Genomic DNA, 22,890 nt, shown 5'->3' with positions numbered 1-22,890 from the left:
TATGACAGCGACTATAAAGCTCGGCCAATTGGCCGAGTTCCTCGGCGCCACGCTACGTGGCGACCCGGAGAAAGAAATTACTGGGCTAGCCACTTTGCAAGAGGCTGGCCCAGCTCAGTTGAGCTTTCTCGCAAACCCTCAATACCGTAAGTACCTGGCAGATAGCCAGGCCGCAGCTCTGTTACTGAAGGCTGCTGATGCCGAAGGTTTTGCCGGTAATGCGCTGATCGTGCCTGATCCGTATCTGGCCTACGCGCGTGTTTCCCACCTGTTCGATCCAAAGCCGAAAGCGGCTGCCGGCATTCACCCGACAGCCGTTGTGGCCGAGGACGCGGTGGTTGACCCGGCTGCGAGTATTGGTGCCTTTGCGGTGATCGAAAACGCGGCACGTATTGCTGCGGGTGTGACCATCGGTGCGCATTGCTTCATCGGTGCCCGTTGCGAAATTGGCGAAGGCGGCTGGCTGGCCCCGCGGGTCACGCTGTACCACGACGTGCGTATCGGCAAGCGTGTGGTCATTCAGTCAGGTGCCGTGCTCGGCGGCGAAGGTTTCGGTTTCGCCAATGAGAAAGGTATCTGGCAGAAAATCGCCCAGATCGGTGGTGTGTTGGTCGGTGACGATGTGGAGATTGGCGTGAATACCGCTATCGACCGCGGCGCATTGGCCGATACCGTTCTCGGTAATGGTGTGAAGCTCGACAACCAGATCCAGATCGCCCACAACGTTCAGGTCGGTGATCACACCGCCATGGCCGCCTGCGTCGGGATCTCCGGCAGCACCAAAATCGGCAAGCATTGCATGCTCGCTGGCGGTGTAGGGCTGGTGGGGCATATCGAAATTTGCGACAACGTTTTCATCACCGGGATGACCATGGTGACCCACTCGATTACCGAAAAGGGTTCCTATTCTTCCGGAACGGCAATGCAGCCAGCAGCCGAATGGCGCAAAAGCGCGGCTCGCATCCGTCAGCTCGATGACATCGCGCGGCGCCTGCGACAGCTGGAAAAGCGTGTAGGGGAAGTGACCCCTGACGGTAATGCTTCATCAGATGGCTGATACCATTTCCATATCAAGTGTGCACAGCCGTTAGACGGCCTGCTTGATTTGCTAGAGGGGCGTGTGTCAGTCGCGCGCTCCCAATCTTTACATAGGCTTCCCCCCGAAATGATGGACATCAACGAGATTCGCGAATACCTGCCTCACCGTTACCCGTTCCTGCTGGTGGACCGGGTAGTGGAGCTGGATGTTGAAGGCAAGCGCATTCGCGCCTACAAGAATGTCAGCATCAATGAACCGTTCTTCAATGGTCACTTCCCTGCGCATCCAATCATGCCGGGCGTATTGATCATCGAAGCAATGGCTCAGGCTGCCGGGATCCTTGGTTTCAAAATGCTCGACGTGAAACCGGCTGACGGCACGCTCTATTACTTCGTCGGGTCCGACAAGCTGCGCTTCCGCCAGCCGGTTTTGCCGGGCGATCAGCTGATCCTTGAGGCCAAGTTCATCAGCTGCAAGCGTCAGATCTGGAAGTTCGAGTGCCAGGCTTCGGTCGATGGCAAGCCTGTCTGCTCGGCTGAAATCATCTGTGCGGAACGCAAGCTATGAGTTTGATTGACCCTCGTGCAATCATCGATCCGACAGCCGTTCTGGCTGACGGCGTCGAGGTCGGCCCGTGGTCGATCGTCGGCGCAGGTGTGGAAATCGGCGAGGGGACAGTCATCGGGCCGCACGTGATTCTCAAGGGCCCGACCCGAATCGGTAAGCACAATCGCATCTACCAGTTTTCCTCGGTGGGCGAAGACACACCCGACCTGAAGTACAAGGGCGAGGAAACCCGCCTGGTGATCGGTGATCACAACGTCATCCGTGAAGGCGTGACGATTCACCGTGGCACCATCCAGGACCGCTCGGAAACGACCCTGGGCGACCACAACCTGATCATGGCCTATGCCCACATAGGCCACGACAGCGTTATCGGCAACCATTGCATCCTGGTGAACAACACCGCACTGGCGGGCCATGTGCATGTGGAAGACTGGGCGATCCTTTCCGGTTTTACCCTGGTTCACCAGTATTGCCACATTGGCGCCCACAGCTTTTCAGGTATGGGTACAGCGATCGGCAAGGATGTTCCTGCGTATGTCACGGTGTTCGGCAACCCTGCCGAAGCCCGGAGCATGAACTTCGAGGGCATGCGCCGTCGTGGCTTCAGCGAAGATGCGATCCACGCGCTGCGTCGTGCCTACAAGGTGGTGTACCGCCAGGGCCTGACCGTGGAGCAGGCGCTCGCCGAACTGGCGGAGCCTTCTGCGCAGTTCCCGGAAGTAGCGGTGTTCCGTGACTCCATCCAGTCTTCGACCCGCGGCATCACTCGCTAACCATGGCCAATCTGCGTATTGCGCTGGTAGCAGGTGAGGCTTCCGGTGACATTCTGGGTGCGGGTCTCATGCGCGCGCTCAAGGCTCGCCACCCGGCGGTCGAGTTCATCGGTGTCGGTGGTCCGTTGATGCAGGCTGAAGGCCTGGCCTCGTATTTCCCGATGGAGCGTCTGTCCGTCATGGGCCTGGTGGAAGTGCTGGGGCGGTTGCGCGAGTTGCTGGCTCGGCGCAAGAAGCTGGTCGCCGACCTGATCGACGCGAAACCCGATGTATTCATCGGTATCGACGCGCCGGACTTCAACCTCAATATCGAACTCAAACTGCGCCAGGCCGGGATCAAGACCGTGCACTACGTCAGCCCGTCGGTCTGGGCCTGGCGGCAGAAACGCGTGCTGAAGATTCGCGAAGGCTGCGACCTGATGCTCACGCTGTTCCCGTTCGAAGCCAGATTCTACGAAGAGAAAGGCGTGCCGGTGCGTTTCGTCGGCCATACCCTGGCCGATGCCATTCCACTGCAGGCCGATCGCGCTGCTGCGCGGGCCGAACTCGGTTTGCCTGACGGGCCGCTGGTGGCGTTGATGCCAGGCAGCCGTGGCGGTGAAGTTGGCCGGCTCGGTTCATTGTTTCTCGATACGGCGCAACGCCTGCGGGCGTTGCGCCCGGGGGTGCGGTTTGTCATGCCGTGCGCCAGTGCGCAACGTCGCGCACAGCTCGAAGAACTGTTGGCCGGTCGCGATCTGCCGCTGACCCTGCTCGACGGGCAATCTCATCTGGCCTTGGCAGCGTGTGATGCGGTGTTGATTGCCTCCGGTACCGCGACGCTTGAAGCGTTGCTGTACAAGCGACCGATGGTGGTCGCCTATCGCCTGGCGCCGCTGACGTTCTGGATTCTCAAGCGCATGGTGAAAAGCCCCTACATTTCGTTGCCGAACCTGTTGGCCCAACGTCTGTTGGTGCCCGAGTTGTTGCAGGACGATGCCACGGTCGAAGCGCTGGCCCAGACCTTGTCGCCACTGATCGAGGATGGGGAAGAGCAGACCCGCGGTTTTGACGAGATTCACCGGACCCTGCGTCTGGATGCCTCCAACCAGGCTGCGGACGCACTGCTGAACCTGATCGGCCAAGTAAAATGAGTAAAACGAATATGCAGATGGGGCTGGATTTCACCTTGGTCGCTGAAATCGAAGAGTTGGTTGCCGGTGTCGATGAGGTGGGTCGCGGTCCGCTCTGTGGTGCGGTGGTGACAGCGGCGGTGATCCTCGATCCGAACCGCCCGATCCTCGGCCTGAATGACTCGAAGAAACTCACCGAAGCCCGTCGCGAAAAGCTCTACGACGAAATCTGCGAAAAAGCGCTGAGCTGGTGCATCGCTCGTGCCGAAGTCGAAGAAATCGACAAACTGAATATCCTGCACGCCACCATGTTGGCCATGCAGCGCGCGGTCGCCGGGCTGCACGTTCAGCCGAAGCTGGCGATGATCGACGGCAATCGTTGCCCGAAACTGCCGATGCGCTCCGAAGCCGTGGTCAAGGGCGATAGCAAGGTTCCAGCCATCGCCGCCGCATCGATTCTGGCCAAGGTCAGCCGTGATCGTGAAATGGCCGCGTTCGAATTGATCTACCCGGGTTACGGCATCGGCGGGCACAAAGGCTACCCGACACCCGTTCATCTGGAAGCGCTCACCCGTCTTGGCCCGACCCCGATTCACCGGCGATCGTTTGCCCCGGTGCGGCTGGCGTATGAGGCACGGGAAGGTCTCATCGAGAGTTAGTCGCGAGGCTGATGTTTTACTCAAGGCCCGGTACAATCCGGGCCTTGTTGTTTTCATGACTTAACGCAGGATCACTATGCCGGCTTCATTCGTTCACCTACGCCTGCACACTGAATACTCCCTGGTCGACGGTCTGGTGCGGATCAAGCCGCTGGTCAAGACCCTGGTGGGCATGAACATGCCTGCCGTGGCGGTCACCGACCAGAACAACATGTGTTCCCTGGTCAAATTCTATAAAAACGCCATGGGTGCCGGGATCAAGCCGATCTGCGGCGCCGACCTGTGGCTGTCGAACAAGGATCCGGACAACCCCCTGAGCCGGATCAGCCTGCTGGTGATGAACGCCGAAGGCTATCGCAACCTCACCGAACTGATTTCCCGCGGCTTTATCGATGGTCAGCGCAATGGCGCGATCATCATCGAGCGCGAATGGGTTGCTGAAGCCAACTCGGGCTTGATCATGCTGTCGGCGGCCAAAGAAGGCGAGATCGGCCAGGCCATGCTCAGCGGCAACCCCGTCGAGGCCGAAACCCTGGCCCGCGAGTGGATGGACGTGTTTCCGGATCGTTTCTATCTGGAAATCCAGCGCACCAACCGCCCCAATGATGAAGAACAACTGCACGGCGCCGTGGCCCTGGCCGAGAAGCTCGGTGCGCCGCTGGTGGCGACCAACGACGTGCGTTTCATCAAGCAGGAAGACTTCGCTGCCCATGAAACCCGCGTCTGCATCGGTGAAGGCCGCGCCCTCGACGATCCGCGGCGCTCGAAGAATTACAGCGATCAGCAGTATCTCAAAAGCGCCGAGGAAATGGCCGAGCTGTTCAGCGACATTCCCGAAGCGCTGGAAAACACCGTCGAGATCGCCAAGCGCTGCAACATTGAAGTGAAGCTGGGCACGCACTTCCTGCCCAACTTCCCGATCCCTGATGGCATGACCATCGACGAGTACTTCCGCAAGGTGTCCTTCGACGGCCTGGAAGAGCGCCTTGCCGTTCTGCTGCCCAAGGACACCACCGAAGACTACGAGGCCAAGCGCCAGGTCTATGTCGACCGGCTGAATTTCGAGCTGGATATCATCATCCAGATGGGGTTCCCCGGTTACTTCCTGATCGTGATGGACTTTATCCAGTGGGCCAAGAATAACGGCGTGCCGGTGGGTCCTGGCCGTGGATCGGGTGCCGGGTCGCTGGTGGCCTACGTACAGAAGATCACCGACCTCGACCCGCTGGAATATGACCTGCTGTTCGAACGATTCCTCAACCCGGAACGGGTGTCGATGCCCGACTTCGACGTCGACTTCTGCATGGACGGTCGCGACCGGGTAATCGACTACGTAGCCGAGAAGTACGGCCGCAACGCCGTGAGCCAGATCATCACCTTCGGTTCCATGGCGGCAAAGGCCGTGGTCCGCGACGTGGCGCGGGTGCAGGGCAAGTCCTATGGCCTGGCGGATCGTCTGTCGAAGATGATTCCGTTCGAAGTCGGCATGACCCTGGAAAAGGCCTATGAGCAGGAAGAGATCCTGCGCGATTTCATCAAGGTCGATGAAGAGGCCGCGGAAATCTGGGAGATGGCCCGCAAGCTCGAAGGCGTTGTGCGTAACGTCGGCAAGCACGCCGGTGGTGTGGTAATCGCCCCGACCAAGCTGACCGACTTCTCGCCGATCTATTGCGACGAAGCCGGTGATGGCCTGGTAACCCAGTTCGACAAGGATGACGTCGAGGCGGCCGGCCTGGTGAAGTTCGACTTCCTCGGCCTGCGGACCCTGACGATCATCGACTGGGCGCTGAAAACCATCAACCGCGACCGTGCCAAGGTCAACGAACCGCCGCTGGATATCGCGTTCATCCCGCTGGATGACAAACCGACCTACACCTTGCTGCAAAAAGCCGAAACCACGGCGGTGTTCCAGCTTGAATCCCGGGGCATGAAGGAGCTGATCAAAAAGCTCAAGCCCGACTGCCTGGAAGACTTGATCGCACTGGTGGCACTGTTCCGTCCGGGCCCGCTGCAATCGGGCATGGTGGACGACTTCATCAACCGTAAGCACGGTCGCGCCGAGCTGGCGTATCCGCACTCGGACTACCAGTACGAAGGCCTCAAGCCGGTACTGGCACCGACTTACGGCATCATCCTGTACCAGGAACAGGTGATGCAGATTGCCCAGGTCATGGCCGGTTACACCCTCGGTGGTGCGGACATGCTGCGTCGAGCCATGGGTAAGAAAAAACCCGAGGAAATGGCCAAGCAGCGCGGTGGCTTCATTGAAGGTTGCGCCACCAACAACATCGACGCGGACCTCGCCGGTAACATTTTCGACCTGGTGGAAAAATTCGCCGGTTACGGCTTCAACAAATCCCACTCCGCCGCCTATGGCCTGGTGTCGTACCAGACCGCATGGCTGAAGGCGCACTACCCGGCGCCGTTCATGGCCGCGGTACTCTCTGCGGATATGCACAACACCGACAAGGTCGTGACCTTGATCGAAGAAGTGCGGACGATGAAGCTGCGTCTCGACGCGCCGGACGTGAACACCTCCGAATTCAAGTTCACGGTGAACGACGAAGGCCGGATCATTTACGGCCTGGGCGCCATCAAGGGCGTGGGTGAAGGCCCGGTCGAGGCGATCACCGAAGCGCGTCTGGCCGGTCCGTTCAAGGATCTGTTCGATTTCTGCGCACGGGTCGATCTCAAGCGCATCAACAAGCGCACCCTCGACGGTTTGATCCGCAGCGGTGCGCTGGATCGCCTCGGGCCGTATTTCCACGACGAGCAGAAAGCCTACCAGGCCAACATCGACCGTAATCGCGCGGTGCTGCTGACCGCCATGGAAGAGGCGATCAAGGCGGCCGAACAGACCGCGCGCACCCAGGACAGCGGTCACTCCGACCTGTTTGGCGGTCTGTTTGTCGAAGAAGACGCCGACGTCTACGCCAATCACCGCAAGGCCAAGGAACTGACCCTCAAGGAGCGCCTGAAGGGGGAGAAAGATACCCTCGGCCTGTACCTGACCGGTCACCCGATCGACGAGTACGAAGGTGAAATCCGTCGCTTCGCCCGCCAGCGCATCATCGACCTGAAACCGGCGCGTGATACCCAGACCGTTGCCGGGATGATCATCGCCTTGCGGGTGATGAAGAACAAAAAGGGCGACAAGATGGGGTTCATCACCCTCGACGACCGCTCCGGACGGATCGAGGCCTCGCTGTTTTCCGAGGCGTTCCATTCCGCGCAATCGCTGTTGCAGACCGACGCGATGGTGGTGGTTGAAGGCGAGGTCAGCAACGACGACTTCTCCGGTGGCCTGAAATTGCGGGTCAAGCGGGTGATGAGCATGGAGGATGCGCGCACCAATCTGGCTGAAAGCCTGCGCCTGAAGTTGCATACCAAGGACCTCAAGGGCGATCAGCTACGCTGGCTGGGTGAACTGTTGAAGCGTCACCGCGGCGCGTGCCCGATCACCTTGGACTACACCAGCCCCGATGCGAAGGCCTTGTTGCAGTTCGGCGAAGGCTGGCGAATCGATCCGGCGGATGCGTTGATTCAAGCCCTGCGTGACCAGTTCGGGCGAGACAACGTCTTCCTCCAATACCGTTGACGGTCAGTGCTATCAGATTGCCCTGACCTTGACCTGAATTTTTAATCTCGACCTCAACGCGCCTGTCCCTTAAGGTAGGGCGCGAATAGACAACCGGCCGGCCCAAGAACCCTTGGGACTCGACCCAAGACGGACGCCTATGAACCCGAATTTTCTAGATTTCGAACAGCCGATCGCCGACCTGCAAGCCAAGATCGAAGAGTTGCGCTTGGTCGGTAATGACAATTCGCTGAATATCGGCGATGAGATCTCCCGCCTGCAGGACAAGAGCAAAACGCTGACCGAAGACATCTTCGGCAAGCTGACCAGCTGGCAGATCGCACGTCTGGCGCGTCACCCGAAACGTCCGTATACCCTGGACTACATCGAACACATCTTCACCGAGTTCGACGAACTGCACGGTGACCGTCACTTCTCGGACGACGCTGCCATCGTTGGCGGTATTGCCCGTCTGGACGACAAGCCGGTGATGATCATCGGTCACCAGAAAGGCCGTGAAGTGCGCGAGAAAGTTCGCCGCAATTTCGGCATGCCGCGTCCGGAAGGCTACCGCAAGGCTTGCCGCCTGATGGAAATGGCCGAACGTTTCAAAATGCCGATCCTGACCTTCATCGACACTCCGGGCGCTTACCCTGGCATTGACGCTGAAGAACGCAACCAGAGCGAAGCGATTGCCTGGAACCTGCGTGTCATGGCCCGCCTGAAAACCCCAATCATCGCCACCGTGATCGGTGAGGGTGGTTCCGGTGGTGCACTGGCGATCGGTGTCTGCGACCAGTTGAACATGCTGCAATACTCCACCTACGCGGTGATTTCGCCGGAAGGTTGCGCTTCGATTCTGTGGAAAACCTCCGAGAAGGCACCGGATGCCGCAGAAGCGATGGGCATCACCGCCGAGCGCCTCAAAGGCCTGGGCATCGTGGACAAGGTGATTGGCGAGCCACTGGGCGGCGCGCACCGCGATCCGGCCGCCGCAGCCGCATCGATCCGCGCCGAGCTGAGCTCGCAACTGGCGATGCTGAAGAAGTTCGATAACGACGCGCTGCTCAAGCGCCGCTACGATCGACTGATGAGCTACGGTCTCTAAGCCGTACACGCAGTGCCCATGTGGGAGCGAGCTTGCTCGCGATGAGGGTATGACAGTCGACGAATCTGTTGAATGTCAGGCCGCTATCGCGAGCAAGCTCGCTCCCACATTTGATTTATGCAAGGTGATGGATATGAGTCGGTCCAATATTGATCTGCCCGCCAGACTCTTGTTGAATCTTGCCTCGTGGCGCAATGCTGCGACCTGGCGCATCGCCTTCTCCGGCGGCCTCGACTCCACTGTCCTGCTGCACCTTCTGGCAACACTCTCCAAAACCGAATACCTGCCGACGCTCAACGCCATCCATGTTCATCACGGCCTTCAAGCCGTAGCCGATACGTGGCCGGAACATTGTCGTGCCGTGTGCGCTGCGCTGGGCGTGCCGCTGCAAGTGGTTCGCGTGCAGGTGCAACCGGGTGCCAGCCTTGAACGAGCAGCTCGGGATGCGCGGTATCACGCCTTCACTGAAGCCCTTCAGGCCAACGAAGTGCTGCTGACGGCTCAGCATCGCGACGATCAGGCGGAAACGCTGCTGTTTCGCTTGTTGCGCGGAGCGGGCGTGCGCGGATTGTCCGGGATGCCGCGTCAGCGCCCTTTGGGCAAGGGGCATTTGCTGCGGCCAATGCTTGATGTCACGCGGGCTGAGTTGGAGGCTTATGCCAGTGCGCATGACTTGAGCTGGATCGAAGATCCCTCGAACCAGGATCGGCAGTACTCGCGCAATTACCTTAGGCATCAAGTCTTGCCGGTGCTGATCCAGCGCTGGCCGCAAGCGGTGGCGACCATGGCCCGCAGCGCGACGCATTTGAATGAGGCGCAAGGACTGCTCGAAGAACTGGCGGACATGGATTTGCGTGAGGCCAGCTCTGCCAGTGAGTTTGCCTGGCTGGGCTTGCGGTCGCTTGAGCTGGCGCCGCTTGCGCATTTGTCTGATGCCCGGCAGCGCAATGCCTTGAGTCATTGGCTCGAACCGCTGACCCGCTTGCCGGACACTGACCATTGGTCGGGTTGGGAGGATTTGCGCGATGCCACCGGCGATGCCTGCCCGGTGTGGCGGCTGGCCGATGGCGAACTGCATCGGGCGGGCGGGCGGATCTGGTGGCTGTCCGGCCACTGGCTGAGGCCTCTGCCCGGCGCCGGGGTGTGGCTGGATCCGGCTTCACCGCTGGCTATCCCGGGCAACGGCGTGCTTTCGCTGACCGGGCAAATCCCCGATGGCCCGCTGCATATCCGCTATCGTGAAGGGGGAGAGGTCATGGCATTGCCAGGCCGCGGCCATAGGGACCTGAAACGTTTGCTCAATGAAAGCGCTGTACCGTCCTTCGTACGCGGCAGATTGCCGCTGCTCTACAAAGACGGGCAACTGCTGGCGGTAGCGAACCTCAAGGGGCTCGATGGTGGTGCACTCGGCGACTGGCATTTGCATTGGCAGCCACTGAACGAAGATCAAGGTTTGAGCTGAAAGGGGCTTTCCGGTAGACTACGCTCCCTTCTTGATACAACTTCTGTGGATTCGCCTGAATTGCAGGAGTTGCCGATTACCAAGCAGTCTTTGCTGGGCGATTCCAAAAAATGTGTAGCGAGCAACGAACCGGTGTTTCATTTTCCGGTCTGTCCCAACGCGGCGGTTTTTTCGAAAGGTGCACTGTGATTAATGCAGGTGATCGGGGGCTTCGGCCTTCCTTCGCTTTCCCCGGCGGCTCGGACCGCTTTAACGCAGACTTCTAGGGTTTTTCATGACGCGCTACATATTCGTCACGGGCGGTGTTGTTTCTTCATTGGGGAAAGGCATTGCATCGGCATCATTGGCGGCCATCCTGGAGGCGCGGGGACTTAAGGTCACCATGCTGAAGCTGGACCCGTACATCAACGTCGACCCGGGCACGATGAGCCCGTTCCAGCACGGTGAAGTGTTCGTCACTCACGACGGCGCCGAGACCGACCTGGACCTGGGTCACTACGAGCGGTTCATCCGCACGACCATGACCCAGAACAACAACTTCACCACGGGCCGTGTCTACGAACACGTCCTGCGCAAGGAGCGCCGTGGTGACTACCTGGGTGCAACCATCCAGGTGATCCCGCACATCACCGACGAAATCAAGCGCCGCATCATCAAGGGTGCCGGCGACGCTGACGTGGCAATGGTCGAAATCGGTGGCACCGTGGGTGACATCGAGTCGCAACCGTTCCTCGAGGCGATCCGCCAACTGCGCTTCGAAGTCGGCGCCAAGCGCGCGATGCTGATGCACCTGACACTGGTGCCGTACATCGCCACTGCCGGCGAAACCAAGACCAAGCCTACCCAGCACTCGGTGAAGGAACTGCGTTCCATCGGCCTGCAACCAGACGTGCTGGTCTGCCGTTCCGACCACCCGATCGATGTGTCGTCGCGTCGCAAGATCGCGCAGTTCACCAACGTTGAAGAACGTGCGGTGATCGCGCTGGAAGACGCCGATACCATCTACAAGATCCCGGGTATCCTGCACTCCCAGGGCCTGGACGATTTCGTCGTCGAGCGTTTCGGCCTGCAATGCGGCGGTGCCGATCTGTCCGAGTGGGAAGCCGTGGTCGACGCCAAGCTCAACCCTGAGCACGAAGTCACCATCGCCATGGTCGGCAAGTACATGGAGCTGCTGGACGCCTACAAGTCGCTGATCGAAGCGATGAGTCACGCGGGCATCAGCAACCGTACCAAGGTCAACCTGCGCTACATCGATTCCGAAGACATCGAGAACCAGGGCACCGCGCTGCTCGAAGGCGTCGATGCCATCCTGGTACCGGGCGGCTTCGGTCTGCGTGGCGTTGAAGGCAAGATCACTGCCGTTCAATACGCTCGCGAAAACAAGGTTCCGTACCTGGGTATCTGCCTGGGCATGCAAGTGGCCGTTATCGAGTTCGCACGTAACGTGATGGGCTGGAAAGACGCCAACTCCACCGAGTTCGATCGTGCAAGCGGCCACCCGGTCGTGGGCCTGATCACCGAGTGGGAAGATGCCACCGGCGCCGTCGAAACCCGTACCGAAACCTCCGATCTGGGCGGCACCATGCGCCTGGGCGCGCAGGATTGCCTGCTGGAGCCGGGTTCCCTGGTCCACGGTTGCTACGGCAAGGACGTGATTGTCGAACGTCATCGTCATCGCTACGAAGTGAACAACAACCTGCTGCCGCAAATCATGGAAGCCGGTTTGAAAATCTCCGGTCGTTCCGGTGATGGCGCACTGGTTGAAGTGGTTGAAGCTCCGGATCACCCATGGTTCGTCGCTTGCCAGTTCCACCCTGAGTTCACCTCGACGCCACGCGACGGTCACCCGCTGTTCAGCGGCTTCGTCAAGGCCGCGTTGGCTCAACACCAGAAGAAGGCGTAACCCCGATGGCACAGAAGATCATCCGCGTCGGCGACATCGAGATTGCCAACGACAAGCCCATGGTGCTGTTCGGCGGCATGAACGTGCTGGAAAGCCGTGACATGGCCATGCAGGTTTGCGAAGAGTATGTGAAGGTCACCGAAAAGCTCGGTATCCCTTACGTGTTCAAGGCCAGTTTCGACAAGGCCAACCGGTCTTCTGTGACCTCCTATCGTGGTCCTGGCCTGGAAGAAGGCATGCGCATCTTCCAGGACATCAAGCAAGCCTTCGGCGTGCCGATCATCACCGACGTCCACGAGCCTGACCAGGCCGCGGTCGTCGCTGAAGTCTGCGACATCATCCAGTTGCCGGCATTCCTGTCGCGCCAGACCGACCTCGTGGTCGCGATGGCCAAAACGGGCGCCGTGATCAACATCAAGAAAGCCCAGTTCCTCGCCCCCCAGGAAATGAAGCACATCCTGAACAAGTGCGTGGAAGCGGGTAACGATCAGTTGATCCTCTGCGAGCGTGGTTCGAGCTTCGGCTACAACAACCTCGTCGTCGACATGCTCGGCTTCGGCATCATGAAGCAGTTCGAATACCCGGTGTTCTTCGATGTGACCCACGCGCTGCAAATGCCTGGTGGTCGCTCCGATTCCGCCGGCGGTCGTCGCGCCCAGGTCACCGACCTGGCAAAAGCCGGTATGAGCCAGTCGCTGGCCGGCCTGTTCCTGGAAGCCCACCCGGATCCGGACAACGCCAAGTGCGACGGTCCTTGCGCCTTGCGCCTGGACAAACTGGAGCCATTCCTGGCCCAGCTCAAAGCTTTGGACGAACTGGTGAAGAGTTTTCCGACGGTAGAAACCGCGTAATCCTCAATTCTCCGGTAAAGTACCGCACGATTTAACGCTCAGGCCCTCGGGCCTGAGCCTTGTCGTCTGCAAGACTGCCCGCTGCACCTCACTTGCCGACGATCAAAGATTTCCTACAGCTGCGTCGTTTTCGTCAACTTTGGAGTGTTTACAACAATGGCTAAAATCGTCGACATCAAAGGTCGTGAAGTTCTCGACTCCCGTGGCAATCCCACCGTGGAAGCGGACGTGCTTCTCGACAACGGCATCATCGGCAGTGCCTGCGCGCCGTCCGGTGCTTCCACTGGCTCGCGTGAAGCGCTCGAGCTGCGCGATGGCGACAAGAGCCGTTACCTGGGCAAGGGCGTTCTGAAGGCCGTTGCCAACATCAACGGTCCGATCCGCGACCTGTTGAAAGGCATGGACCCAAGCGACCAGAAAGCGCTCGATCTGGCAATGATCAAGCTCGACGGTACTGAAAACAAAGGTTCCCTGGGCGCCAACGCAATCCTCGCCGTTTCCCTGGCCGCGGCCAAGGCAGCAGCACAGGACCAGGACCTGCCGCTGTACGCTCACATCGCCAACCTGAACGGCACCCCGGGTGTCTACTCGATGCCGGTTCCGATGATGAACATCATCAACGGCGGCGAGCACGCCGATAACAACGTCGACATCCAGGAATTCATGGTTCAGCCGGTTGGCGCCAAGTCTTTCTCGGAAGGTCTGCGCATGGGCACCGAGATTTTCCACCACCTCAAAGCCGTGCTGAAGGCCCGTGGCCTGAGCACTGCCGTCGGTGACGAAGGTGGTTTCGCGCCGAACCTGGCCTCCAACGAAGACGCTTTGAAAGTGATCTCCGAAGCCGTGGCCAACGCCGGTTACAAGCTGGGCACCGACGTGACCCTGGCCCTGGACTGCGCAGCCAGCGAATTCTACGAAGACGGCAAGTACAACCTGTCCGGCGAAGGCCAGGTGTTCACCGCCGAAGGTTTCGCTGACTACCTCAAAGGCCTGACCGAGCGTTACCCGATCATCTCCATCGAAGATGGCCTGGACGAGTCCGACTGGGCTGGCTGGAAGATCCTCACCGACAAGATCGGCGAGAAGACTCAGCTGGTAGGCGACGACCTGTTCGTCACCAACACCAAGATCCTGAAAGAAGGCATCGACAAGAAGATCGCCAACTCGATCCTGATCAAATTCAACCAGATCGGCACCCTGACCGAAACCCTGGAAGCCATCCAGATGGCCAAGGCCGCCGGTTACACTGCCGTGATCTCGCACCGCTCCGGCGAAACCGAAGATTCGACCATTGCCGACCTGGCGGTGGGCACCTCGGCTGGCCAGATCAAGACCGGCTCCCTGTGCCGTTCCGACCGTGTTTCCAAGTACAACCAACTGCTGCGTATCGAAGAGCAGTTGAACGGCAAAGCCAAGTACAACGGTCGCGGCGAGTTCCGCGGTTAAGCGGTAACTGGTAAAAAGACACCGGATTGTGTCGGAAAAATCGCAACAGCGACGTTTTTGCCACTAATCTGATGCCTTATATGCACAAGCCTGGTTCTTCCAGGCTTCGTGCTATCAGAAGCTTCACGTTTGGCATGGCTGTCTTTTTTCACTGGATACCTGATATTCGATGCGCAGTCCCAATTGGTTGTTCCTCATCCTGCTTTTGTTGCTGGCTGGCCTGCAGTACCGCCTGTGGGTGGGAAATGGCAGTCTGGCGCAAGTGGCCGAGTTGACTCAGCAGATTGCGGATCAGCAGGCTGAGAACCAGGCATTGCTGGAACGCAACCGGGTGATGGACGCCGAAGTCAGTGAGTTGAAAAAGGGCATGGAGACCGTCGAAGAACGGGCTCGTCATGAGTTGGGTATGGTCAAGGACGGTGAAACCCTTTACCAGTTGGCCCAATGATTAATTCGTTACCGGCCTTCTGGGCCGTGATTCCTGCCGCGGGCGTCGGTGCCCGTATGGCCGCGGACCGTCCCAAGCAGTATCTGCAACTGGGCGGGCGCACTATTCTCGAACACAGCCTCGGCTGTTTCCTTGATCATCCATGCCTGAAAGGTTTGGTGGTCAGTGTTGCTGTGGACGATCCTTATTGGCCGAACCTGGCGTGTGCCAGTGATCCGCGTATTGCCCGGGTCGAGGGCGGCGCCGAACGTTCCGGGTCGGTGCTCAACGCCTTGCTGCACTTGCATGCGCAGGGCGCTGATGATGAGGATTGGGTACTGGTTCACGATGCCGCACGGCCGAACCTCAGCCGTGACGACCTGGACAAGCTGTTGGCTGAGCTGGCTGACGATCCTGTCGGCGGGCTGCTGGCGGTTCCGGCGCGGGATACGCTCAAGCGGGTCGACAAGCACGGTCGTGTGGTCGAAACCGTGGATCGCAGTGTGATCTGGCAGGCCTACACGCCGCAGATGTTCCGCCTTGGGGCGCTGCATCGCGCACTGGCTGACAGCCTGGTGGCCGATGCCGTTGTTACTGACGAAGCTTCGGCGATGGAGTGGGCCGGTTCGGCACCGCGACTGGTCGAAGGGCGGTCCGATAACCTCAAGGTTACGCGTCCAGAAGACCTTGAATGGTTGAGACAGCGTTGGGCCAATCGTCACTGATTGATTTGGGTTCAGTGTTGTCCCCAATCGCGAGCAAGCTCGCTCCCACAGGGATTGCTGGCGTTTGCAAGATTTGCGTTCGACCCCGTCCACTGTGGGAGCGAGCTTGCTCGCGATAGCGGTAGTCTGGGCACCGGCATCTTGCTGACACGCCAGCTAGCTTCGGTATTCCGGCCTTTCAGCCAATCCCTCTTTTAAAAAATCCACCAACTTGCGCACTTTCGGCGACAGATGCCGCTGCTGCGGATACAGCGCCCAAACCGCCGTGTTCGGCGGTTGATGCGCCTCCAGTAACGAAATCAACGCGCCGCTATTCAAATGTTCCAGCACGTAATAGTCCGGCAACTGACACAGCCCTACGCCTTGTAGCGCAGCATCCAGTACGGCTTGCCCACTGTTGCAGCGCCAGTTTCCTTGCACCCTTTGCGAAAACTCTCTCCCGTTCTGTTCCAGCTGCCACAGGTCCGAACTGCCGATGAGGCAGTTGTGGCGACTCAGCTCCGACAGGCTGTGCGGGCGACCGTAGCGTTCAATGTAGGAGGGTGATGCACAGAGAAACATGCGTCGCGGCGCGAGGCGGGTGGCGACCAGCCGTGAATCCTGCAAGCGCCCGAGGCGAATCGCCAGGTCGAGGCCTTCGTGCACCAGGTCAAGCTGGCGATTGCTCAGTTCGATATCGATGCGCAATTGCGGATACAGCCCCATGAAGCGGGTCACCAGCGGCACGATGAAGCGCTCGCCGTAAGCCACGGCGCAGGTCATGCGCAGCATGCCCTTGGGTTCGCTGGTCAAATCGCCCACCGCGCGCAACGCCTCTTCGCGGCCATCCTGCAAGCGCTGGCAATGTTGCAGGAAAGTTTGCCCGGCCTCGGTCAGCGTGACCCGGCGGGTGCTGCGGTAGAGCAGGCGGGTTTGCAGGCGCTCTTCGAGGCGTACGATTTGTCGACTGATATGGGAGGAAGAAACCCCCAGGCGTTGCGCGGCAGCGGTGAACTGGCTGCATTCGGCAACGGCGACAAACTCGTCGATCCCTTCCCAGCGATTTTCGGACATCAATGATTATCCCTGTGTGGCAATAATATTTTGCATTTGCATCGATTATTCATCGTTGAGCCATGTATTACACTCCTTGTCTCGTTTTAATTCACTGGAGAATCACCATGATCAAGTCGCGCGCCGCCGTTGCCTTCGAGGCCAAGAAGCCCCTCGAAATCGTTGAAATCGATGTCGCCATGCCCAAGGCCGGCGAAGTCTTGCTGCGCGTGGTGGCCTCCGGTGTTTGCCATACCGATGCCTACACCTTGTCCGGCGCTGATCCGGAAGGCATCTTCCCGTCGATCCTCGGCCATGAAGGTGGTGCGATCGTGGAAGCGATCGGCGAGGGCGTGACCTCCGTTGCAGTCGGTGATCATGTGATCCCGCTGTACACCCCGGAATGCCGTCAGTGCAAATTCTGCCTGTCGGGAAAAACCAACCTCTGCCAGGCGATTCGCGCGACCCAGGGCAAAGGCTTGATGCCCGACGGTACTTCGCGTTTTTCCTACAAGGGCGAAACGATTTTCCACTACATGGGTACTTCCACGTTCTCCGAGTACACCGTGCTTCCGGAGATTTCCGTTGCGAAAATCGCCAAGGAAGCGCCACTGGAAAAAGTCTGCCTGCTGGGCTGCGGTGTCACTACCGGTATCGGTGCAGTGCTCAACACCGCCAAGGTGAAACCGGGTGATACGGTCGCCATTTTCGGTCTTGGCGGCATCGGTCTGTCGGCTGTTATCGGCGCCGTAAAAGCCAAGGCTGCCCGCATCATCGCCATCGACATCAACCCGGCCAAATTCGAGATCGCCAAGCAGCTGGGTGCAACCGACTGCGTGAACCCGAAAGACTTCGATCGTCCGATCCAGGAAGTCATCGTCGACATGACCGATGGCGGCGTGGATTTTTCCTTCGAGTGCATCGGTAACGTGCAACTGATGCGCGCCGCACTGGAGTGCTGCCACAAGGGTTGGGGCGAGTCGGTGATCATCGGCGTTGCCGGTGCCGGCCAGGAAATCTCGACCCGTCCGTTCCAGCTGGTCACCGGTCGCGTCTGGCGGGGTTCGGCGTTCGGCGGCGTGCGTGGCCGTACCGAGTTGCCAAGCTATGTGGAAATGGCCGAAACCGGCGAGATTCCGCTGGATACCTTCATCACCCACACCATGGGCCTGGAAGATATCAACAAGGCGTTTGACCTGATGCACGAAGGGAAAAGCATTCGCTCCGTCATCCATTTCTGAGGTCCGCCATGAGCCTGGAAAACATCTCCTGCCAGAAAAGCTTCGGCGGCTGGCACAAACGCTATCGCCATCGCTCGGAAGTGCTCGGCTGCGACATGGTGTTCGCCGTCTACCTGCCGCCGCAAGCGGAGCAGGGCGGCAAGCTGCCGGTGTTGTACTGGTTGTCCGGCCTGACCTGCACCGACGAGAACTTCATGCAGAAGGCCGGCGCCATGCGCATGGCCGCGGAGCTCGGGCTGATCATCGTCGCACCGGACACCAGCCCTCGCGGTCCTGAAGTGCCGGGCGATCCGGATGGTGCCTGGGACTTTGGCCTCGGCGCCGGGTTTTACCTGAATGCCACTCAGGAGCCTTGGTCGCGTCACTATCGGATGCATGACTATGTCGTGCAGGAATTGCCTACATTGGTCGAAGCCCATTTCCCGGCGTCGGACAGGCGCGGTATCAGTGGCCATTCCATGGGCGGCCACGGTGCGCTGGTCTGCGCCTTGCGCAATCCGGGGCGCTATCTGTCGGTGTCGGCGTTCTCGCCAATCAACAACCCGATGGATTGCCCGTGGGGGCAGAAAGCCTTTTCCCGCTATCTGGGAGAGGACCGTTCGAAATGGCGCGAATGGGATGCCTGCGCGTTGATTGCCGAGGCCGATGAACAGCTGCCGCTGTTGGTCGACCAGGGTGATCGCGACGACTTCCTCGCCAACCAGCTCAAGCCGGAAGCCTTGCAGCAGGCGGCCAAACTGGCCGGTCACCCGCTGACGTTGCGCCTGCAGCCGGGCTATGACCACAGCTATTTCTTCATTGCCAGTTTCATCGATGAGCACTTGCGGCATCACGCGCATGCTCTGGTTGGCTAATGCAGGTAGAATCACGCCCTGACAAAAATCGGGGCGTTTTTTTATGCGTATTGGCCACGGCTATGATGTGCACCGTTTCGCTGAAGGCGATTTCATCACTCTGGGCGGTGTGCGCATTGCACACAGCTTCGGGCTGCTCGCCCACTCTGACGGTGACGTCCTCTTGCACGCCTTGAGCGATGCCTTGCTCGGCGCCGCGGCGCTGGGCGACATCGGCAAGCATTTCCCGGATACCGACCCGCAATTCAAGGGCGCCGACAGCCGAGCGCTGTTGCGTCACGTCGTCGCACTGGTCCATGCCAAAGGCTGGAAAGTCGGCAACGTCGATAACACCATCGTCGCCCAGGCACCGAAAATGGCGCCGCATATCGAATCGATGCGCGCGCTGATTGCCGCGGATCTTCAAGTAGAGTTGGATCAAGTGAACGTGAAAGCTACCACCACCGAAAAGCTCGGCTTTGTCGGTCGCGAAGAAGGCATTGCCGTGCACTCCGTTGCCTTGTTGCTGCGCGCATGAACGAACTGCAATTGCTCGGCCCGCGGGCTTACGGTGAGGCCCTCGGCACGGCGGTCCTGAAAGCGATCGCCGAAGATTTCCAGGTCGACGAAGTCCTCGACATTCCCCTCAGTGGCGAAGGCGAACACCTGTGGATCTGGGTGGAAAAGCGTGGTCTGAATACTGAAGAAGCGGCGCGACGGATTGCCAAGGCTGCTGGCGTGCCATTGCGCACCGTCAGTTATGCCGGGCTCAAGGACCGTCAGGCGTTGACTCGCCAGTGGTTCAGCGTGCAACTGCCGGGCAAGGCCGACCCTGATCTGTCGGCCGCGGAAAACGATACGCTGAAGATCCTCAAGACCGCCCGCCACAAGCGCAAACTGCAACGCGGTGCCCACTCGGCCAACGGCTTCACTTTGCGCCTCACCCAGTTCGCTGGCGACAAGGCTGCTATCGAAGAACGCCTGCAACTGATCGTTAAACACGGCATCCCTAACTATTTCGGCGCACAGCGCTTCGGCCATGACGGCGGCAACGTCGTCGATGCTCGCGCCTGGGCCGCGCGCAAGGCCTTGCCGGAGCAGCGCAACGTGCGCTCGCGTCTGCTCTCCACGGCGCGCAGTTTTCTATTCAATCAGGTGCTGGCCGCACGAGTTGCCGATGGCACCTGGCAGCGTGCCCAGGTGGGCGATCTGCTGGCGTTCACCGACAGCCGCAGCTTTTTCCCGGCAGGCGAAGCCGAGTGCAGCGACCCGCGCCTGGCGATTCTCGATCTGCACCCGACCGGCCCGCAGTGGGGCGAAGGTGACTCGCCGGCCACGGGCGTTGTCCATGAACTGGAGCAGGCAATCGCCGCGCGCGAAGCGGACCTTCGCGATTGGTTGATTAACGCCGGTATGAGCCACGAACGTCGCATCCTGCGGCTGCCCATTGGCGGGTTGACGTGGCATTATCCCGAGCCTGACATTCTGCAACTGGAATTCGTCCTGCCGGCCGGATGCTTCGCCACCGTATTGGTGCGCGAGCTTGTTGATCTGGTGCCGGTGGGGCAGACGGACAGCCCATGCGTATTCTGATTTCTAACGACGATGGGGTAACAGCACCCGGTCTCGCCGCGCTTTATGCTGCGCTGGCGGATTACACCGAGTGCGTGGTTATCGCCCCGGACCAGGACAAGAGCGGCGCCAGCAGTTCGCTGACGCTCGACCGTCCGTTGCACCCGCAAACCCTGGCCAACGGCTTTATCAGCCTCAACGGCACGCCGACCGATTGTGTGCACCTGGGCCTCAACGGCCTGCTGGAGCGCGAAGCGGACATGGTGGTTTCCGGAATAAACCTGGGTGCGAACCTGGGGGACGATGTCCTGTATTCCGGCACGGTGGCGGCGGCCCTCGAGGGGCGTTTCCTGAATCACCCCTCGTTTGCCTTTTCGCTGGTCTCACGCCAGGTAGAGAACCTTCCCACAGCTGCCCATTTCGCGCGCAAACTGGTTGAAGCCCATGCTGACCTGGATCTGCCACCGCGTACGGTACTGAACGTGAACATTCCCAATTTGCCGCTGGACCGCATCCGCGGTATCCAGCTGACCCGCCTGGGCCATCGCGCCCGAGCCGCGGCACCTATGAAAGTGGTGGATCCGCGGGGCAAGTCCGGTTACTGGATCGCGGCGGCCGGGGATGCCGAAGACGGTGGCCCGGGTACCGATTTCCATGCAGTGATGCAGGGTTATGTTTCGATCACGCCGCTGCAACTGGATCGCACCTTCAATGATGCCTTCAGAAGTCTGGACGGCTGGCTGGAGGGGCTGCGCTGATGGGTCGCGAACAAGACGATATGCTGCGTCGCGGCATCGGCATGACCTCCCAGCGAACCCGGGAGCGGCTGATCCAGCGCCTGTACGAAGAAGGCATCTCCAACGCCAGGGTACTGGAGGTCATTCGCCGGACCCCGCGCCACCTGTTCGTCGACGAAGCGCTGGCGCACCGTGCCTATGAAGACACCGCGCTGCCGATTGGCAACAACCAGACCATCTCCCAGCCTTATATGGTGGCGCGCATGAGCGAGCTGCTGCTGGAGGCCGGTCCGCTCGACAAGGTGCTGGAGATCGGCACCGGGTCGGGCTATCAGACGGCGGTGCTGTCGCAACTGGTCGAGCGTGTGTTCTCGGTCGAGCGCATCAAGGTTCTGCAGGATCGGGCAAAGGAACGCCTGGTCGAACTGAATCTGCGCAACGTGGTGTTCCGCTGGGGCGATGGCTGGGAGGGCTGGCCGGCACTGGCACCATACAACGGGATTATCGTCACCGCAGTGGCAACTGACGTGCCCCAGGCATTGCTTGACCAGTTGGCACCGGGAGGCCGAATGGTGATCCCGGTCGGGGCCGGCGAAGTCCAGCAATTGATGCTGATCATCCGCGAGGAACAAGGTTTTTCCAGGCATGTCCTGGGGGCTGTGCGCTTCGTGCCACTGCTCAATGGGCCACTGGCCTGAGCATTTGTTTCGGCACGCTGAATTCTCTTCGATTGCCTTTGTCTTACAGCGGCATCGTTGTGTTAAACGGGATTCATCGTCAGGCAGCAAACGTGTGCGCGGCACCGATTCGCCACATTAAAGGTAAAGCGTGCACGGCCCGTTATACTTGCGACAGTTCATGCCGGACTCCGGCATTTCACATTTTCAGCCACCACAGAGGGAGCGGCGGGTGAGTCTCACAGTCATTGCGCAGCGTATGAGTAAAACGAGCTTTCAGCGCCTGGTGACTGGCCTTGTCTTGAGCACTTTGCTGGTCGGTTGTTCCAGCAACAAGTCCAGCGATGTTCGTGTCGTGGACCGTAACAATGCCGCGGCTCAGCGTCCAGCCGTGACCACCGGGCAATACATTGTTCGGCCCAAGGACACCCTGTTCTCCATCGCCTTCCGTTACGGCTGGGACTACAAGGCCCTGGCGGCACGCAACAACATTCCTGCGCCTTACACCATCCGTCCGGGTCAGACGATTCGCTTTGATGGTCGTACAAATTCAACGTCGACGGCGGTGGTCAGCTCGTCCAGTTCAACACCTTCGTCGTCGAGTAAAACCACGGTCATCCGTCGTTCGGCAAACGGTACGACCACCAGCACAACGACGGTTGTACCGTCCGTCGCGAGCAAGCCAGCCCCTGCTCCATTGCCACCTCCCGGGCCAGCCCCGACCGGTTGGGGATGGCCATCTAATGGCATTCTGATTGGAAAATTCTCTTCAAACGGTAGTTTGAATAAAGGAATTGATATCGCCGGAGATTTGGGACAGCCTGTTTTAGCTGCGTCTGATGGGACGGTGGTATACGCCGGGAGTGGCTTAAGGGGCTACGGCGAATTAGTGATCATCAAGCACAGTGAAACCTACGTCAGTGCCTACGGACATAACCGCAGGCTGTTGGTTCGGGAGGGGCAGCAGGTCAAGGTCGGACAGACAATTGCCGAAATGGGGTCAACGGGTACAGACCGGGTGAAACTGCATTTTGAGATTCGCCGCCAAGGTAAACCTGTAGATCCGCTGCAATTCCTGCCACGCCGTTGATCGCTACCAGCCTGTTCCGTCGCGTAGAGGGGACAGGCTCCAGCGTTGCCAGGGAG

General features: G+C 59.8%; 21 protein-coding genes. 20 read left to right on the top strand and 1 reads right to left on the bottom strand.

The window, feature by feature from the left end; genetic code table 11:
* The first annotated feature begins 1 nt into the window (after position 1).
* The 13 genes from lpxD (at position 2) to ispD (ending at position 15,652) form a co-directional block, all read left to right on the top strand.
* Complete coding sequence (gene lpxD, locus AC1RS8_RS22350; RefSeq protein WP_489339897.1) at positions 2-1,057, top strand: UDP-3-O-(3-hydroxymyristoyl)glucosamine N-acyltransferase; 1,056 nt, start codon at positions 2-4, stop codon at positions 1,055-1,057.
* A gap of 108 nt (positions 1,058-1,165) precedes the next feature.
* Complete coding sequence (fabZ, locus tag AC1RS8_RS22345; RefSeq protein ID WP_007978374.1) at positions 1,166-1,606, top strand: 3-hydroxyacyl-ACP dehydratase FabZ; 441 nt, start codon at positions 1,166-1,168, stop codon at positions 1,604-1,606.
* Complete coding sequence (gene lpxA, locus AC1RS8_RS22340) at positions 1,603-2,379, top strand: acyl-ACP--UDP-N-acetylglucosamine O-acyltransferase (protein ID WP_057716167.1); 777 nt, start codon at positions 1,603-1,605, stop codon at positions 2,377-2,379. Before fabZ ends, lpxA begins: the two co-directional genes overlap by 4 nt.
* Positions 2,380-2,381: 2 nt before the next feature.
* Positions 2,382-3,512 (top strand): lipid-A-disaccharide synthase, encoded by a 1,131-nt coding sequence (gene lpxB / locus AC1RS8_RS22335; protein WP_489339898.1) that lies wholly within the window; start codon positions 2,382-2,384, stop codon positions 3,510-3,512.
* 11 nt (positions 3,513-3,523) lie between these two features.
* Positions 3,524-4,150: a ribonuclease HII gene (gene rnhB, locus AC1RS8_RS22330; RefSeq protein ID WP_489340606.1), complete on the top strand. Its 627-nt coding sequence runs from the start codon at positions 3,524-3,526 to the stop codon at positions 4,148-4,150.
* A gap of 76 nt (positions 4,151-4,226) precedes the next feature.
* Complete coding sequence (dnaE, locus tag AC1RS8_RS22325; protein WP_218495040.1) at positions 4,227-7,748, top strand: DNA polymerase III subunit alpha; 3,522 nt, start codon at positions 4,227-4,229, stop codon at positions 7,746-7,748.
* A gap of 139 nt (positions 7,749-7,887) precedes the next feature.
* Positions 7,888-8,835, top strand: a complete 948-nt coding sequence (locus tag AC1RS8_RS22320; protein ID WP_057716163.1) for an acetyl-CoA carboxylase carboxyltransferase subunit alpha — start codon at positions 7,888-7,890, stop codon at positions 8,833-8,835.
* Positions 8,836-8,968: 133 nt separating this feature from the next.
* Positions 8,969-10,297, top strand: a complete 1,329-nt coding sequence (tilS, locus tag AC1RS8_RS22315; protein WP_407514164.1) for a tRNA lysidine(34) synthetase TilS — start codon at positions 8,969-8,971, stop codon at positions 10,295-10,297.
* 274 nt (positions 10,298-10,571) lie between these two features.
* On the top strand, positions 10,572-12,203 hold the full coding sequence (gene pyrG, locus AC1RS8_RS22310) for a CTP synthase (RefSeq protein ID WP_057716161.1): 1,632 nt from the start codon (positions 10,572-10,574) through the stop codon (positions 12,201-12,203).
* A 5-nt stretch (positions 12,204-12,208) separates the two neighbouring features.
* Positions 12,209-13,054 (top strand): 3-deoxy-8-phosphooctulonate synthase, encoded by an 846-nt coding sequence (kdsA, locus tag AC1RS8_RS22305; protein ID WP_015093773.1) that lies wholly within the window; start codon positions 12,209-12,211, stop codon positions 13,052-13,054.
* Positions 13,055-13,210: 156 nt separating this feature from the next.
* Positions 13,211-14,500: a phosphopyruvate hydratase gene (gene eno, locus AC1RS8_RS22300; protein ID WP_008019783.1), complete on the top strand. Its 1,290-nt coding sequence runs from the start codon at positions 13,211-13,213 to the stop codon at positions 14,498-14,500.
* Positions 14,501-14,669: 169 nt separating this feature from the next.
* Entirely contained in the window at positions 14,670-14,948 is a 279-nt protein-coding gene (gene ftsB / locus AC1RS8_RS22295) for a cell division protein FtsB (protein WP_007970710.1), read from the top strand.
* Complete coding sequence (gene ispD, locus AC1RS8_RS22290) at positions 14,945-15,652, top strand: 2-C-methyl-D-erythritol 4-phosphate cytidylyltransferase (RefSeq protein ID WP_057716160.1); 708 nt, start codon at positions 14,945-14,947, stop codon at positions 15,650-15,652. Before ftsB ends, ispD begins: the two co-directional genes overlap by 4 nt.
* A gap of 156 nt (positions 15,653-15,808) precedes the next feature.
* Here ispD and AC1RS8_RS22285 read toward each other — a convergent pair whose 3' ends face one another.
* Positions 15,809-16,705 carry a LysR family transcriptional regulator gene (locus AC1RS8_RS22285; protein WP_340316466.1) on the bottom strand — a complete coding sequence of 299 codons (897 nt, stop codon included), beginning with the start codon at positions 16,703-16,705 and terminating at the stop codon, positions 15,809-15,811.
* Between the two features lie 107 nt (positions 16,706-16,812).
* Here AC1RS8_RS22285 and AC1RS8_RS22280 point away from each other — a divergent pair, with 107 nt between their 5' ends.
* The 7 genes from AC1RS8_RS22280 to AC1RS8_RS22250 all read left to right on the top strand — a co-directional run bounded on the left by AC1RS8_RS22280 (position 16,813) and on the right by AC1RS8_RS22250 (position 22,834).
* Positions 16,813-17,925 (top strand): S-(hydroxymethyl)glutathione dehydrogenase/class III alcohol dehydrogenase, encoded by a 1,113-nt coding sequence (locus AC1RS8_RS22280; protein ID WP_489339899.1) that lies wholly within the window; start codon positions 16,813-16,815, stop codon positions 17,923-17,925.
* Positions 17,926-17,933: 8 nt separating this feature from the next.
* A complete protein-coding gene (fghA, locus tag AC1RS8_RS22275; RefSeq protein WP_154861809.1) occupies positions 17,934-18,779 on the top strand; it encodes an S-formylglutathione hydrolase in 846 nt (281 codons plus the stop codon).
* Between the two features lie 43 nt (positions 18,780-18,822).
* Positions 18,823-19,296, top strand: a complete 474-nt coding sequence (gene ispF, locus AC1RS8_RS22270) for a 2-C-methyl-D-erythritol 2,4-cyclodiphosphate synthase (protein WP_007970721.1) — start codon at positions 18,823-18,825, stop codon at positions 19,294-19,296.
* Entirely contained in the window at positions 19,293-20,351 is a 1,059-nt protein-coding gene (gene truD, locus AC1RS8_RS22265; RefSeq protein WP_057716157.1) for a tRNA pseudouridine(13) synthase TruD, read from the top strand. Before ispF ends, truD begins: the two co-directional genes overlap by 4 nt.
* Entirely contained in the window at positions 20,339-21,088 is a 750-nt protein-coding gene (gene surE, locus AC1RS8_RS22260; protein WP_057716156.1) for a 5'/3'-nucleotidase SurE, read from the top strand. Before truD ends, surE begins: the two co-directional genes overlap by 13 nt.
* Positions 21,089-21,129: 41 nt before the next feature.
* On the top strand, positions 21,130-21,765 hold the full coding sequence (locus tag AC1RS8_RS22255) for a protein-L-isoaspartate(D-aspartate) O-methyltransferase (protein ID WP_172435346.1): 636 nt from the start codon (positions 21,130-21,132) through the stop codon (positions 21,763-21,765).
* 211 nt (positions 21,766-21,976) lie between these two features.
* The gene (locus AC1RS8_RS22250; protein WP_090453404.1) at positions 21,977-22,834 is read left to right on the top strand and encodes a peptidoglycan DD-metalloendopeptidase family protein; all 858 of its coding nucleotides are present in this window, start codon (positions 21,977-21,979) and stop codon (positions 22,832-22,834) included.
* Positions 22,835-22,890: the final 56 nt, after the last annotated feature.

Source organism: Pseudomonas sp. GW821-FHT12A04, from assembly GCF_058807755.1.
This window is presented reverse-complemented; position numbering and strand designations above follow the sequence as displayed.

Excerpts from the sequence above, each read along its gene's own strand:
- lpxD (WP_489339897.1), top strand. The coding sequence starts at position 2 with ATGACAGCGACTATAAAGCTCGGCCAATTGGCCGAGTTCCTCGGCGCC.
- fabZ (WP_007978374.1), top strand. The coding sequence starts at position 1,166 with ATGATGGACATCAACGAGATTCGCGAATACCTGCCTCACCGTTACCCG.
- lpxA (WP_057716167.1), top strand. The coding sequence starts at position 1,603 with ATGAGTTTGATTGACCCTCGTGCAATCATCGATCCGACAGCCGTTCTG.
- lpxB (WP_489339898.1), top strand. The coding sequence starts at position 2,382 with ATGGCCAATCTGCGTATTGCGCTGGTAGCAGGTGAGGCTTCCGGTGAC.
- rnhB (WP_489340606.1), top strand. The coding sequence starts at position 3,524 with ATGCAGATGGGGCTGGATTTCACCTTGGTCGCTGAAATCGAAGAGTTG.
- dnaE (WP_218495040.1), top strand. The coding sequence starts at position 4,227 with ATGCCGGCTTCATTCGTTCACCTACGCCTGCACACTGAATACTCCCTG.
- AC1RS8_RS22320 (WP_057716163.1), top strand. The coding sequence starts at position 7,888 with ATGAACCCGAATTTTCTAGATTTCGAACAGCCGATCGCCGACCTGCAA.
- tilS (WP_407514164.1), top strand. The coding sequence starts at position 8,969 with ATGAGTCGGTCCAATATTGATCTGCCCGCCAGACTCTTGTTGAATCTT.
- pyrG (WP_057716161.1), top strand. The coding sequence starts at position 10,572 with ATGACGCGCTACATATTCGTCACGGGCGGTGTTGTTTCTTCATTGGGG.
- kdsA (WP_015093773.1), top strand. The coding sequence starts at position 12,209 with ATGGCACAGAAGATCATCCGCGTCGGCGACATCGAGATTGCCAACGAC.
- eno (WP_008019783.1), top strand. The coding sequence starts at position 13,211 with ATGGCTAAAATCGTCGACATCAAAGGTCGTGAAGTTCTCGACTCCCGT.
- ftsB (WP_007970710.1), top strand. The coding sequence starts at position 14,670 with ATGCGCAGTCCCAATTGGTTGTTCCTCATCCTGCTTTTGTTGCTGGCT.
- ispD (WP_057716160.1), top strand. The coding sequence starts at position 14,945 with ATGATTAATTCGTTACCGGCCTTCTGGGCCGTGATTCCTGCCGCGGGC.
- AC1RS8_RS22285 (WP_340316466.1), bottom strand. The coding sequence starts at position 16,705 with ATGTCCGAAAATCGCTGGGAAGGGATCGACGAGTTTGTCGCCGTTGCC.
- AC1RS8_RS22280 (WP_489339899.1), top strand. The coding sequence starts at position 16,813 with ATGATCAAGTCGCGCGCCGCCGTTGCCTTCGAGGCCAAGAAGCCCCTC.
- fghA (WP_154861809.1), top strand. The coding sequence starts at position 17,934 with ATGAGCCTGGAAAACATCTCCTGCCAGAAAAGCTTCGGCGGCTGGCAC.
- ispF (WP_007970721.1), top strand. The coding sequence starts at position 18,823 with ATGCGTATTGGCCACGGCTATGATGTGCACCGTTTCGCTGAAGGCGAT.
- truD (WP_057716157.1), top strand. The coding sequence starts at position 19,293 with ATGAACGAACTGCAATTGCTCGGCCCGCGGGCTTACGGTGAGGCCCTC.
- surE (WP_057716156.1), top strand. The coding sequence starts at position 20,339 with ATGCGTATTCTGATTTCTAACGACGATGGGGTAACAGCACCCGGTCTC.
- AC1RS8_RS22255 (WP_172435346.1), top strand. The coding sequence starts at position 21,130 with ATGACCTCCCAGCGAACCCGGGAGCGGCTGATCCAGCGCCTGTACGAA.